We start from the raw sequence: 13,697 nt of genomic DNA, 5'->3' as shown, positions 1-13,697 counted from the left end.
GGCCTCTGTGCCCGCTAAGCCAGCGCTTTTCAAGCCCAATTAAGGGCTTGCGCTGGAATGGAATCTAGGCCGAGGCGGCGTGGCGGAGCTCGCCGTGACGCTCGCGGAACAGCTTGTCCTCCCAGGCCAGCGCATGGGCTGCGATGGTCTCGAGGTCGTCGTATTGCGGCTTCCAGTCGAGCAGGCCGCGGATACGGCTGGTGTCGGCGACCATGGTCATGATGTCGCCGGGTCGGCGCGGGGCGTATTGCACGGCGAAGCTGCGGCCCGAGACACGGCGTACCGCGTCGATGGTCTCCAGCACCGAGTAGCCGCGGCCATAGCCGCAATTGAGCGTCGTCGAGGCGCCGCCGTTGCGCAAATAGGCGAGCGCCGAGCGATGCGCCTGCGACAGGTCCGTGACATGGATGAAGTCGCGGATGCAGCTGCCGTCCTGGGTGGGATAGTCGGTGCCGAACACGTCGATCTTGGCGCGCTGGCCGGTGGCGGCTTCCACCGCGATCTTGAGCAGGTGCGTGGCGCCGGCGGTGGCGAGGCCGATGCGGGCCTGCGGATCGGCACCCGCAACGTTGAAATAGCGCAAGGTCACGTATTGCATGCCGTAGGCGGCGGCGACGTCGTGCAGCATGATCTCGGTCATCAGCTTCGACGAACCGTAGGGCGACAGCGGCCGTGTCGGCGCATGCTCGGGCACCGGCACCTGGTCCGGATCGCCGTAGACCGCCGCAGTCGAGGAGAAGATGAAGCGGTCGATGCCGCGCTTGACCGCGACGTTGAGCAGGTTGCGCGCGGTCGTGAAATTGTTGCGGTAATAGCCGAGCGGATCGCGCATCGAATCTGGCACGACCACCGAGCCCGCGAAATGGATGATGCTCTCGATGTTGTGCTGGGCGATCACGCCTTCGAGCAGGTTCTCGTCGCCGGCATCGCCAATGAACAGCGGCACGCCTTCGGGCAGATAGGCGGAGAAACCGGTGGAGAGATCGTCGATCACGACGACGTCCTCGCCGGCTTCCGCCAGCGCCAGAACCGTGTGGCTTCCGATATAGCCGGCACCGCCGGTGACAAGCACAGTCATGATCTCACCCGTCTTCGATCAACGCTCCAAGCTAACGTTTACGTGGTGAAGAGTGGGTATCGGCGCGGCTGAACTGGTCACTATGCTTAATGTTGCGTATAGGGACTTTCGAAACGGAGCGTGGCGTGGCGAATTCCCCAAGCGATCTCGAAGTGATCGTGCCAAATCTGCACAGGCGCTATTCCGGGGTCACCGCGACCAACCGGATGGTGGCGCCGCGGCTGGCAAAGCTCTATCGCGCCGCGTGGTTCGGTTCCGACGCGCCGGAGGGGATCGCGCGCCAGGACGGTGCCGATCTCCTGAGATTGTGGCGCCGCAAGGCGCCGGTGATCTGGCACGCGCGCCGCAACAACGAGATGATCGCGGGGGTGATGTTGCGTGCGCTCGGTTGGCCGCTCAAGCTCGTCTTCACCTCGGCGGCACAGCGCCATCATAGCTGGATCACGCGCTGGCTGATCCGGCGCATGGACGCAATCATCGCGACGTCAGATCTTTCGGCCTCGTTCCTGAAAGTGAAGGCGACCGTGATTCCGCACGGCGTCGACACCGACGTCTATGCGCCGCCGGCGGATCGCACTGCTGCCTTCGCGGAAACTGCGCTGCCGGGCCGCTACGCGATCGGCTGCTTCGGCCGCGTGCGCGCCCAGAAGGGCACCGATGTGTTCGTCGATGCGATGTGCCGCCTGCTGCCGCGCTATCCGGATTTCACCGCTGTTATCGTCGGCCAGGTCACACCCGAGCAAGCCGCTTTTGCAAACGACCTGAAGAAACGGATCGAGGCCGCCGGTCTGCAATCGCGCATCGTCATCACTGGCGAGCTGCCGATCGAAGATGTGCAGCGCTGGTATCAGCGGCTGACCATCTACGCCTTCACTTCGCGCAACGAAGGTTTTGGCTTGACGTTGATCGAAGCGATGGCGGCCGGGAGCGCGCTGGTCGCCGCGCGCGCCGGCGCGGCCGAACTGGTGGTGGAGGATGGCGTGACCGGCGTGCTGGTCCCGACCGGTGATGTGGATGCGCTGGTCGCAGCGCTGGAGCCGCTGATGCGCGATGTTGCTGCCGCAACCGCGATGGGCGAACGCGGGCGGGCACGGGTGCTCGAACGGTTCAGCCTCGATGCCGAGGCAGCGCGGATCGGCGAGGTGTATCGGCCGCTGCTCTGAACCCCTGTCGTACGGCCACCAAAACAAAAACCGCGAAAACAACCCCATGCACAGTAGCCGGGGATAATGAAATCAATGGCTTGGCGGTGGGTTGATGGTCTGCGGATTTTACGAATTCAATTTGACTCGTCGGGCAAAACACCGGCATGATGTCATCATCGGCGCAGCCTCGACGGCCTTCACGTCGAAGCCCTTGACCCCACCTCACCCAGCACCCGCTGCGCAATCTCCACCACCTCGCTCGCCGCGATATCTCGCATGCAGCGGTGGTCGTTCATCTTGCAGATCGTGCTCTGGCAGGGCTGGCAGGACAGCACGCTCTTGTCCTGCACCACGGTCGCGGCGAGGCCGTTGAGGGGGGCCCAGAGATAGGGGCTGGTCGGACCGAAAATACCCATGGTCGGCGTGCCCAGGGCAGCTGCGATGTGCATCAGGCCGGAATCGTTGGAGATCGCGACGCCGGCTGCAGCCATGGCCAGCACGCCGTTGCGCAGATCATTGCCGGTGAGGTCCCGGACCCCGGCGCCGCTGGCCGCGACGATCTCGTGGGCCAGGCCCTTTTCCCCGGGGCCGCCGACCACCCAGACCTCGAGGCCGCGCTCGGCGAGCAGGCGGGCGGCTTCCGGATAGTAGCTCCAGCGTTTTGACACCCCGACCGAGCCGGGAGCCAGCGCCACGGCGGCGCCTGCGCTGAGGCCATTGGCCTGCCGCCAGCGGACGATGTCCTCGGCCGGGACCCGCAATTGCGGCACCGGCCATTCCGCCGGCAGCGGGGCGCCATCGGGCTGGGCGAGGGCGGCATTCTTGTCGATGAAGCGGGGCAGCTTCTTCTCGCCCCAGCGCCAGCGGTTGAGCAGGCCGAACCGGAATTCGCCGACGAAGCCGACCCTTTCCGGAATCCCGGCCAAAGCGGGCGCGATGGCGGCCTTCCAGGTCCGGGGTAGCACCAGGGCGGTGCCGTAGTTCCGCTCGCGCAGGAGCTTCGCCAGGCCGAACTGCCGCCCCACGGCGAGCCGACCGCGCGGCAGGTCCCACACGATCCCTTGGCGCACGCCGGGCATGTAATCGACCAGGGGCGCGCACAGGGACGTCGTGAGCAGATCGACCGGCCGGTTCGGCCAGCGCTCGTTCAGGACCCGCACGACGGTGTGATTCCGGACGAAATCGCCGATCCACATGTAGGGGACGATCAGGATCGGGCGCGTGTCGCTCCGATCTGCCTCTCCACTAAGTTGTGAATATTGGTTCATTCGTTAATAAGGCCGGGGTGCGCTGATGTGGCGGTTCGGTTAGCCGCTCCGGGCCTGCAGGTAAAGCCGGCAAAGCGGCCATCCCAAAACCGCTTACACTTTGGAGGATCATGCGCTAGGGCAAGATCGGGTCGCAAAACATCGGGCAGGCTAGGTGAAATGTTGCTGGTGACCGGCGGGGCCGGTTTTATCGGATCGAATGTCGTCGCCGCGCTGAACGAGGCCGGCCGCAGCGACGTCGTCGTCTGCGATTTCCTTGGCACGGAGGGCAAATGGCGCAATCTCGCCAAGCGGCAGCTTGTAGATATCGTGCCGCCGGCTGAGCTGCCGGACTGGCTGAAGGGCCGCAAGCTCGATGCCGTGATCCATCTCGGGGCGATATCCGCGACCACGGCGACCGACGGCGACCTGGTGTTCGAGACCAACTTCCGCCTGTCGATGCGCCTCCTGGACTGGTGCACGGCAAATGCGGTGCCGTTGATCTATGCCTCCTCGGCGGCGACCTATGGCGACGGCGAGGCTGGATTTGACGACGATGCTTCGATCGCTGCGTTGAAGAAACTGCGGCCGATGAACCTCTACGGCTGGAGCAAGCACCTGTTCGATCTCGCCGTCGCCGAGCGCGCTGCGAAGGGCGAGAAGCTGCCGCCGCAATGGGCCGGACTGAAATTCTTCAACGTGTTCGGCCCCAACGAATACCACAAGGGCTCGATGATGAGCGTGCTGGCGCGGCGCTTCGACGACGTCAAAGCGGGCCGCGTCGTGCAATTGTTCAAGTCGCATCGCGAGGGCATCGTCGATGGCGATCAGCGCCGCGATTTCATCTATGTCGACGACGTCGTGCGCGTGATCATGTGGCTGCTGGCAACGCCCTCGGTGTCCGGCATCTTCAACGTCGGCACCGGCAAGGCACGCAGCTTCAAGGATCTGATGCTGGCAGCTTATGCCGCGCTCGGCGCAAGTCCCAACATCGAATACATCGACATGCCCGAGCAGATCCGCGGCAGCTACCAGTACTTCACCCAGAGCGAGGTCGATCGCCTCCACCGCGCCGGCTATAATGGTGGTTTCACCACGCTCGAGGACGCGGTGAAGGCCTATGTCGGCGACTATCTCGACCGGCCCGACCGCTTCCGCTGAGGCCCATCACCATGCCGACGCCCATTCTCGATTTCGATGCGCTCGCGCAAGCCATCTCAGGCCGCACGGTCCTGTGCATCGGCGACATCATGCTGGACGAGTTCGTCTATGGCGAGGTGTCGCGGATCTCGCCGGAAGCGCCGGCGCCCGTCATCACGGCACAGCGCAGCGAGATCCATATCGGCGGTGCCGGCAACGTCGCGCGCAACGTCGCCGCGCTCGGCGCGCGCTGCATCTTTGTCGGCCTCGTCGGCGAGGACGATGCGGGCAGGCAGCTCGCCTCGACGCTTGCGGAGCAGGGCGCAATCGAAAGCGTGCTGGTGTGCGACCCCTCGCGTCCGACCACGCGAAAAGTGCGTTTCGTCTCCGAGCATTTTTCCACGCACATGCTGCGCGCGGATTGGGAGCAGGCACAGCCTGCTTCCGATACGATCGAGACCAAGCTGATCGAGGCGATCCTGCCGCAGATCGCGCGCGCCGACATCGTGTTGCTGTCCGACTACGCCAAGGGGGTGCTGACCGCCCGCGTCATCCGCCACACCATCGACGCCGCGCGAAAACTCGGCAAGCCCGTGATCGTCGATCCCAAAAGCCTGAACTGGGCGATCTATCGCGGCGCGACGCTGCTCACGCCCAATCGCAAGGAATTTTCGGAAGCGACCCGAAGCCGCGCCGACACGCCGCAGAGCATCGTCGATGCCAGCGAGGACGTGATGCGGCTCGCCGATTGCGAAGCAATCCTTGTCACGCAAGGCGAGCACGGCATGACGCTGGTGCCGCGCAACGGCGAGGCCGTTCACGTTCCGGCGTTCCCGGTCAAGGTACGCGACGTCTCCGGCGCCGGCGACACCGTTGCCGCGGCGCTCGCGGTGTCGCTCGCCACGGGCGCGGACTGGGACACGGCGCTACGCATGGCCAGTGCCGCGGCCGCCGTCGCCGTCAGCAAGCAGGGCACCGCCAGCGTAAGTGTGGCCGAGCTGAAGCGGAAGATATTGCCGCATGCCTATCTCGCGGCCGAGGAGAAGATCGTGCTCGAGCCCGGCGCGCTCGACGCGCAGCTCGCGGAATGGAAGAAGCAAGGCCAACGCGTCGGCTTCACCAATGGCTGCTTCGACATCCTGCATCCCGGCCACGTCAAGGTGCTGACAGCGGCGCGCTCCGCCTGCGACCGCCTGATCGTGGGGCTGAACAGCGACGCTTCGGTACGGCGGCTGAAGGGCGCCGATCGCCCCGTTCAGGACGAGCGAGCGCGTGCGGAAGTGCTGGCGGCGCTCGAAGCCGTCGATCTCGTCGTTATTTTCGATGAAGATACGCCGATCGACCTGATCACCCGCATCAAGCCGAGTGCGCTGATCAAGGGGGGCGATTACACCCGCGAGCAGGTCGTCGGCCATGAGGTCGTCGAGGCCGCGGGCGGGACGGTGGTGCTGGTCGACATTCTCCAGGGTTTCAGCACGACGGCGCTGGTTCATCGCGCGCGGGGAGAGGGCAAGTGACGACGCTCGCCGGGGAGACGACCGGCCAGGTGCTGTGGCGGCGTCTGCGCAGTCCGGCGGCTTGGTCCGAGACGGTCGATCTGTTCGCGATCCTGACTGCGGCCTCGCTGCCATGGTCGACGTCGCTTGCGGCGATATTCAATGTCCTGATGCTGCTCTGCATGGTGCCGTTCCTCGACGTCCGCGAGTTCCTGCAATCGCTCAGGCGTCCGATCTGCGCGGCGCCGATTGCGCTGGTCCTGCTCGCTCTGGTCGGGACGCTGTGGTCGGACGCGGCCTGGGGCGCGCGCTTCTACGCGGTCAATCCGACCGTCAAGCTGCTGGTGCTGCCGGTCCTGCTCTATCATTTTGCGCGCTCGCCGCGCGGACATTGGGTGTTCGTCGCCTTCCTGGTGTCCTGCGCGCTGCTGTCGGTGATGTCCTGGCTGGTCGCCTTCTACCCCGACCTCGCGCTCAAATCCGACCGCGTCGAGCGCGGCATCTTCGTCAAGAACTACATCGACCAGAGCCAGGAGTTTGCGCTCTGCGCGGTCGCGCTCGCCTATCCGATCGTGCAGTTGCTGCGTCAGAAGCGCTACTGGATCGCAGGGCTGCTCACGGCGCTTGCGCTCGCCTTCTTCGTCAATATGGCCTTCGTGGTGGTGTCGCGCACTGCGCTTGTCACCATTCCGGTCCTGTTCGGCGTGTTTGCGTTGCTTCATCTGAGATGGCGCAGCATCGCGATCATCTCCGCGGCCCTGCTCGTGGGCGCGGTTCTCGCCTGGCAGGCCTCGCCGCAATTGCGCAAGACCGCCGACAGCTTTGCCAGCGACTACACACGCTATGTCGAACAAGGCGCGGCGACCTCGGCCGGGTTGCGGCTCGAATTCTGGCGAAAATCCCTCGGCTTCTTCGCGGAGGCGCCGGTCAAGGGGCACGGCACCGGCTCGACGCGTGGATTGTTCGAGCGGGCCGCGACGCCCGGCGATCAGAACCTGGCGTCCGCCGAGGTGATCGGCAACCCGCATAACCAGACGCTGAACGTGGCCGTGCAATGGGGCTTCATCGGCGTCGCCGTTCTCTACGCCATCTGGATCCTGCATCTGCGCTTGTTTCGCGGCGACGGGCTCGCAAACTGGGTCGGCCTCCTGGTCGTGGTCCAGAACATCTTCACCTCGCTGTTCAACTCCCATCTGTTCGACTTCCACGAGGGCTGGATGTACGTCATCGGTGTCGGCGTTGCCGGCGGCATGGTGATCCGGGCCCAGCAGGCCGAAGCGAAGGCGACAGTAACCGGTTCCTGAACGGCCGCCCGGATCGCAAAGCTTGACCGGCAAAGCTTGACCGGCAAGCCTTGACTGGCATGTCCGGCCGAGATGGGTTATCAGCGCGATCAGGTTGCATTTAACTGGATTTTCGGTCAGCGGATGACGCGTCTTTCGCATCTCACCTTGCGCAATTTCATGATCGCGCTCCACGACCTGCTGGCGACCACGGCGGCGCTGTTCGCCGCCTTCTATCTGCGCTTCGAGGGCGGCGACGGCTTCTTCGATCGCCTGCCGCTGCTGATCCAGATCTTGCCCTATTTCCTCGCCTTCAGCGTGGTCGTGTTCTTCGTCTTCAACCTGACCACGACGAAATGGCGCTTCATTTCGCTGCCCGACGCGCTGAACATCATCCGCGTCGCGACCGTGCTGACGGTTGCACTCCTGGTGCTCGACTACATCTTCGTCGCCCCCAACGTCCGCGGCGCCTTCTTCCTCGGCAAGGTGACCATCGTCCTCTACTGGTTCATCGAGATCTCCTTCCTCAGCGCGTTGCGCATGGCCTACCGCTATTTCCGCTATACGCGGGTTCGGCGTCACGCCCGCACCGGAGATGCCGCGCCGACACTGCTGATCGGCCGCGCCGCGGACGCCGAGGTGCTGTTGCGCGGAATCGAGAGCGGGGCGATCAAGCACATCTGGCCGGTCGGTGTGCTCTCGCCGTCGAGTTCCGATCGCGGCCAGTCCATCCGCAACGTCCCTGTCCTGGGCGGCGTCGACGACATCGAAGATGTCGTCGCCGACTTCACCAAGCGCGGCAAGGGGATCGCGCGCGTTGTGATGACGCCGACGGCATTCGAGCCGGAGGCCCATCCCGAATCGATCCTGATGCGGGCGCGCAAGCTCGGCGTGATCGTGAGCCGCATGCCCTCGCTCGAGAGTGGCGATACGCCACGGCTCACGGCCGTCGCCGTCGAGGACCTGCTGCTGCGGCCGAGCGAAAAGATCGACTATGCGCGGCTCGAGGCCCTGATCGAGGGCAAGGCGGTGATCGTCACCGGCGGGGGCGGCTCGATCGGTTCCGAGATCTGCGAACGTGTCGTCGCGTTCGGCGCCGCGCGTCTTCTGATCGTGGAAAATTCCGAACCGGCGCTCTACGCGATCACGGAAACGCTCGCGGCGCTCGGCACCGCTGCTTCGATCGAAGGGCGGATCGCCGACATCCGCGACCGTGAGCGCATCATGCGCCTGATGGCCGAGTTCAAGCCGGACATCGTGTTCCATGCCGCCGCGCTCAAGCATGTGCCGATCCTCGAGCGCGACTGGAGCGAGGGCGTCAAGACCAACATCTTCGGCTCGATCAACGTTGCCGATGCGGCGCACAGTGCCGGCGCCGAAGCCATGGTGATGATCTCGACCGACAAGGCGATCGAGCCGGTGTCGATGCTCGGCCTGACCAAGCGCTTCGCCGAGATGTATTGCCAGGCGCTCGACCATGATCTTGCGGCGGGTCACGGCGGCGCCAGGCGGTCGATGCGGCTGATCTCGGTTCGGTTCGGCAACGTGCTGGCGTCGAACGGCTCGGTGGTGCCGAAGTTCAAGGCCCAGATCGATGCCGGCGGTCCCGTGACGGTCACGCATCCCGACATGGTCCGCTACTTCATGACCATCCGCGAAGCCTGCGATCTCGTCATCACGGCGGCAACGCATGCGCTCGGAACGCAGCGTTCGGACGTGTCGGTCTACGTGCTCAACATGGGCCAGCCGGTGAAGATCGTTGATCTTGCCGAGCGCATGATCCGTCTCTCGGGCTTGCAACCCGGCTACGACATCGAAATCGTGTTCACGGGCATGCGGCCCGGCGAACGCCTGCACGAAATCCTGTTCGCCTCCGAGGAGCCGACCCGCGAGATCGGCGTCGCCGGTATCATGGCCGCGCAGCCGAACGAGCCGCCGATGCAGACGCTGCGCAAATGGATTGCGGCGCTGGAGCAGGCGATCGCGCGCGACGATCGGGCCACCATCAGGACCATTCTGAAGGATGCGGTTCCGGAATTCGGGTCGACCGCGGCCTGATCATGCAGCCTCGAGGCAAGATCGTCGTGGCGAGCCAGCACTACCCGCCTGATCCGAGCACGACGGCGGCGATCATGGCCGAGATCGCCTGCCGCATCGCGGGGGATCACGAGGTCGTGGTGCTGTCGGGCTCATCGGGCGCGTTGCCGGCCTCGCAGATCGGCCCGGGCAAGCCGCGGGTCGTCGCCGTCAAGAACCGCATGGCGGGCAAGGCGGCGCTGGTGCGGCGCGGCGCCTCCGAACTGCTGTTCGCGGCGCGCACGTTCCTGGCGTTGACACGGGAGTTGAGGCGAGGTGACGTCGTGCTCACCGTCACCGCACCGTTCATGCTGCCTTACGCGGTGGCGGCGGCGGCGAAGTTGAAGGGCGCGCGCTCGGCGCTGATCATGCACGACCTCTTCCCGGACGTGCTGGTGATGGCGGGCCTGCTGAAGCCCGGTTCGATCGTGACCATGACGATGCGCGCCGCCAACAGCCTGATGTTCCGCGCGCTCAATGCCGTCATCACCATCGGCCGCGATGCGGAACGGCCGCTGCTGAGCTATTCCGGCATGACGCGGAGCAAGATCCGCTTCATCCCGAACTGGGCGACGCTCGTGGCCGCACCCCGGCCGGTGACGGCGGATAATCCGTTCCGCAAAGCGCTCTCGGCGGGTTTCGTTGTCGGCCTGTCGGGCAATCTCGGCTTCACCCATGATCCGGAGATCGTGTTCGAGGCGGCGCGTCTTTTGAGTGACGAGCCTGACATCCACTTCCTGCTCTCCGGCTGGGGCATCGGCTTCGAGCGGTTGAAGCAGTTGCAGACTGAGGCGAACTTGCCCAATGTCTCCTTCGTGGGACGGGTCGAGGATGCCGAGCTCGAACCATTCCTGGCGGCTGCCAATCTCTGGATCATTCCGTACCGGAAGGACGTTGCGGGGGTGTCGGTGCCGAGCCGGTTCTACAATCTGCTGGCGGTCGGCCGTCCCGTGGTGCTGGTCTCCGAACCGGAGGCCGAGGCCGCGTTGACCGTGGTGGAGAACGGGCTGGGCTGGGTCGTGACGCCGGGCCGCGCCGATCAACTGGCCGAGGCGATCCGCGCGGCGTCTCGCTCCGACGGTGTCGCCTTTGCGGAGCGCGCGGTGAAGGCGGCGGCGAAGTTCGATCGCGTCACCGCGATGAACGCCTATGCTGCCTTGGTCGACGAATTGTTGCGCAACCCCGAACTGCCGGAGCAACGATGAACGAGCGCAAGCCAGTCGTGCTGGTGACGGGTGCGAGCGGTTTCGTCGGCCGTCACGTCGTGCCCGCACTGGCGCGCGAGGGATGGTCGATCCGCCGCGCGGTCCGCAGACCGGAAGGCATGGACGACGAGGTCGTGATCGAAACGATCGGCCCCGAAACCGACTGGCAGGCCGCGCTTCAAGGCGTCGACGCCGTCGTTCATCTCGCCGCACGGGTGCATCACAAGCACGAAGAGCATGCGGTCCAGCTCTACCGCAACGTCAACATTGCCGGCACGCTGCACCTGGCGCGCAGCGCGGCGACGGCCGGCGTGCGGCAGTTCATTTTCATCAGCACCGTTCTCGTGCACGGTCGCAGCAATGAGGGCCGCGGGCCGTTCAGCGAGGACGATGTCCTGACGCCGCGCGGTCTCTACGGCATGTCCAAGGCCGCGGCCGAAGCGGGCTTGAAGACGCTGGCGCGCGACAGCGCCATGAAGGTCTCGGTGATCAGGCCGCCGCTGGTCTATGGTGCGGGCGCCAAGGGCAATTTCGCGCTGCTGACGCGTGCAGTGAACCTCGGGCTGCCGCTGCCCTTTGCCGCGATCCGCAACCACCGCGCCTTCCTTGCCGTGCAGAACCTGTCGTCGTTCATCCTGCGCCGGCTCTCTCATCCAGATCCCGCGAGCAATTTCGAGATCTTCCTGGTGGCCGACAGGGAGCAGGTCTCGACGCCCGAGTTCATCGAGCGGCTGGCCAAGGCTGCCGGCAAGAGCTCGCGGCTGTTCGGCATGCCGCCGGACCTGCTCGGGACGTTGCTGAGCCTGTTGGGCCGGCAGGATACGCATGACAGCCTGATCGGCTCGCTCGAGCTCAACCTCGCCAAGGCGACCGCGACCGGGTGGCAGCCGCCGGTGTCTCTCGACGAGGGGCTGCGGCTGGCGCTGGTGGCTCAGGACGCCTGAGGGCGGGAGAACCGCCGCAGCACGATGCCGATCGCGATTGCGCCCGCCGACAGCGCGGTCAGCGTGATCGTCATCGAGCCGGCGCGAGCGGTGACGATGGCAAGTCCCGCGAGCACGAGATTGAGCGCGAACACCTCCCCGATCACGCGAGAGACCGTGAAGCCATGGTCGGTGGCACGCTGGTAGAAATGCGAGCGATGCGCCGACCAGAATTGCTCGCGCCTTGCGATGCGCCGAAACAGCGTGATGGTCGAATCCACGAGGTAATAGGCCGGCAGCAACAGCGCCGCGGCGGGCTGCCCGCGCCAGGCGAGCTCGAGCAGGCACCAGCCGAGCAAAAGGCCGATCGGCAGGCTGCCGACATCGCCCAGGAAGACTTTCGCGACCGGCTTGTTGAACGGCGCAAAGCCGAGCGTGGCGCCGCACAGCGCCGCGGCGATCAGCGCGGCCGGCCACGACAAATCGCCGAGCAGTCCCAGCAGCAGCAGCGCGGCGGTGACGGGCACCACTTCCGCCACCGTCATCAGGTCGAGCCCGTCCATGAAATTGACGAGGTTCACGAACCACACGCCCGCCAGCAGGATGAGTCCGCGCTCCAGCGCGAGCGGCAGCGCCGGCACGATGCGCGCGGTCTCGGGCGTGGTGAACACGACGGCGCCGACAGCTGCGGCCTGCAGCACGAGGCGCACGAGCACCGGCAGCGACTTGATGTCGTCGGCAAATCCGACCACGGCGATCAAGACCGTTGCAGCGATCAGCGCCGGCGGAATCGCGATGTTCGCCCAGGCTGCCCAGGCTGATGCGACCAGCAGCGTCGCTGATATCACGGCGATGCCCGCACCCTGCGGGGTCGGGATGCGATGAGAGGACCGCGCGTTGGGCCGCGCCAATGCGTAACGCTGGAGCAGGGGACGGCTGGTCCAGGTGATGACGCCCGACACCAGCGCGGCAATCGCAACGGCAAGCAGCGAGGGTACGGCGCCGAGCGCGTCAACGGCCGCGTTCACTCCGGTACCCCGAGCGGCGCCGATCCCTGCGCGGCTTTCTCCGCGCTGAGGATCCAGACCAGGCCGCCGATCGCGCCGACGATGAAGTACACGGCGCCGAACAGCAGCGAGACGTTGACCCCCTCGTTGGCGGCCAGCCCCGCGAAGCCGAACGCGAGGCTCATGGTGGCTTCACGCACGCCCCAGCCGGCGATCGAGATCGGCATCATCGTGATCAGCATCACCGGCGGCACCAGCATAAAGACGTCGCTGAAGCCGACCGGCGCCGCGATCGACTGCACGACGCACCAGGCGACCACGACGGCCAGCACATGCACGGCGAGCGACAGGATCACGACGGCTGGTCCGCGCGAGCGGCTGAAGATCACGCGGTTGGCGATCACGGCACAGGCGTGGATGTGATGCGTGGCCCACCAGGTTCTCAGCCAGTGCCATTTCAGCGCGCCGAAGACCAGGAAGCCGAGACCACCCGCGAGCGCCGCGAGGTCGACGAGCAGCAGCGCCGAGCGTCCGTGTGGATCGGCGATGAGGCTGTAGCTCCAGGGCAGGCTCGCGACGATCATGATCGCGAGCGCGATCAAACCGATCGCGCGATCGACGAAGATCGAGTAGGTCGCAGCGCGCCAGCCGGCGCCGGCGCGCGCGACGAGCCACAACCGGACCGCATCGCCGCCGATCGCCGAGGGCAGGGTCTGGTTGAAGAACGATCCGATCACGTTGTAGCGCATGGCCCGGCCGAGCTCGAGCGGGGCGCCGCATGCGGCGCTGACCTCGCGCCAGCGCAACACGCCGACGAAGATTTGCAGGAACGTGACGGCGATCGCCAAGCCGATCCAGAACAGGCTGGTCACGGTGAAGCGCGAGAACAGTTCGGACAGATCGACCTTGCGCAGCGCCAGGTAGAGCAGCGCTCCGGAAATCAGGATCTTGGCCGTCGACAGCAGGATTCGGCGCATTTCGCCCGCATGAACAAGGGTTGAAGCAACCCGACGCAAGGCGCCGAATTCGGCCGCTTTGGTATGGTTTTGGCGTCGATCTTGCAATAGCGGTGATCGAGAGCCCTCATGCAGGGCAGC

Annotated in this window: 11 protein-coding genes; 7 read left to right on the top strand and 4 right to left on the bottom strand. The window is 65.8% G+C overall.

Annotated features, from left to right (window positions below; all coding sequences use genetic code 11):
* Positions 1-64: 64 nt before the first annotated feature.
* A complete protein-coding gene (gene galE, locus IVB48_RS14610; RefSeq protein ID WP_247290164.1) occupies positions 65-1,078 on the bottom strand; it encodes a UDP-glucose 4-epimerase GalE in 1,014 nt (337 codons plus the stop codon).
* 125 nt (positions 1,079-1,203) lie between these two features.
* Between galE and IVB48_RS14605 the strand changes: the two genes are divergently transcribed.
* Positions 1,204-2,241, top strand: coding sequence for a glycosyltransferase family 4 protein (locus IVB48_RS14605; RefSeq protein WP_247400499.1), 1,038 nt, complete (start codon positions 1,204-1,206; stop codon positions 2,239-2,241).
* 179 nt (positions 2,242-2,420) lie between these two features.
* Here the strand turns inward: IVB48_RS14605 and waaF are convergent, their stop codons facing one another.
* Positions 2,421-3,491 carry a lipopolysaccharide heptosyltransferase II gene (gene waaF, locus IVB48_RS14600; protein ID WP_247400498.1) on the bottom strand — a complete coding sequence of 357 codons (1,071 nt, stop codon included), beginning with the start codon at positions 3,489-3,491 and terminating at the stop codon, positions 2,421-2,423.
* Between the two features lie 159 nt (positions 3,492-3,650).
* Between waaF and rfaD the strand changes: the two genes are divergently transcribed.
* The 6 genes from rfaD (at position 3,651) to IVB48_RS14570 (ending at position 11,614) form a co-directional block, all read left to right on the top strand.
* Entirely contained in the window at positions 3,651-4,631 is a 981-nt protein-coding gene (gene rfaD, locus IVB48_RS14595) for an ADP-glyceromanno-heptose 6-epimerase (protein ID WP_247400497.1), read from the top strand.
* Between the two features lie 11 nt (positions 4,632-4,642).
* The gene (rfaE1, locus tag IVB48_RS14590; protein ID WP_247400496.1) at positions 4,643-6,127 is read left to right on the top strand and encodes a D-glycero-beta-D-manno-heptose-7-phosphate kinase; all 1,485 of its coding nucleotides are present in this window, start codon (positions 4,643-4,645) and stop codon (positions 6,125-6,127) included.
* Complete coding sequence (locus IVB48_RS14585; protein WP_247290153.1) at positions 6,124-7,410, top strand: O-antigen ligase family protein; 1,287 nt, start codon at positions 6,124-6,126, stop codon at positions 7,408-7,410. Before rfaE1 ends, IVB48_RS14585 begins: the two co-directional genes overlap by 4 nt.
* A 123-nt stretch (positions 7,411-7,533) precedes the next feature.
* A complete protein-coding gene (locus IVB48_RS14580) occupies positions 7,534-9,447 on the top strand; it encodes a nucleoside-diphosphate sugar epimerase/dehydratase (RefSeq protein ID WP_247290151.1) in 1,914 nt (637 codons plus the stop codon).
* A gap of 2 nt (positions 9,448-9,449) precedes the next feature.
* Complete coding sequence (locus IVB48_RS14575) at positions 9,450-10,670, top strand: glycosyltransferase family 4 protein (RefSeq protein ID WP_247400495.1); 1,221 nt, start codon at positions 9,450-9,452, stop codon at positions 10,668-10,670.
* On the top strand, positions 10,667-11,614 hold the full coding sequence (locus IVB48_RS14570; RefSeq protein WP_247290148.1) for an NAD-dependent epimerase/dehydratase family protein: 948 nt from the start codon (positions 10,667-10,669) through the stop codon (positions 11,612-11,614). Before IVB48_RS14575 ends, IVB48_RS14570 begins: the two co-directional genes overlap by 4 nt.
* On the opposite strand, the gene IVB48_RS14565 is transcribed toward IVB48_RS14570, so the two are convergent.
* Positions 11,602-12,621: a glycosyltransferase family 4 protein gene (locus IVB48_RS14565; RefSeq protein WP_247290145.1), complete on the bottom strand. Its 1,020-nt coding sequence runs from the start codon at positions 12,619-12,621 to the stop codon at positions 11,602-11,604. The two genes, IVB48_RS14570 and IVB48_RS14565, sit on opposite strands and share 13 nt — an antisense overlap.
* Positions 12,618-13,577 (bottom strand): lysylphosphatidylglycerol synthase transmembrane domain-containing protein, encoded by a 960-nt coding sequence (locus IVB48_RS14560; RefSeq protein ID WP_027566831.1) that lies wholly within the window; start codon positions 13,575-13,577, stop codon positions 12,618-12,620. Before IVB48_RS14560 ends, IVB48_RS14565 begins: the two co-directional genes overlap by 4 nt.
* Positions 13,578-13,697 lie beyond the last annotated feature (120 nt).

Origin of the sequence: Bradyrhizobium sp. 76 (assembly GCF_023073025.1) — a bacterium.
Lineage (GTDB): Bacteria > Pseudomonadota > Alphaproteobacteria > Rhizobiales > Xanthobacteraceae > Bradyrhizobium.
The sequence above is the reverse complement of the archived record's forward strand: the minus strand, read 5'-3'. Positions and strand labels throughout refer to the sequence as shown.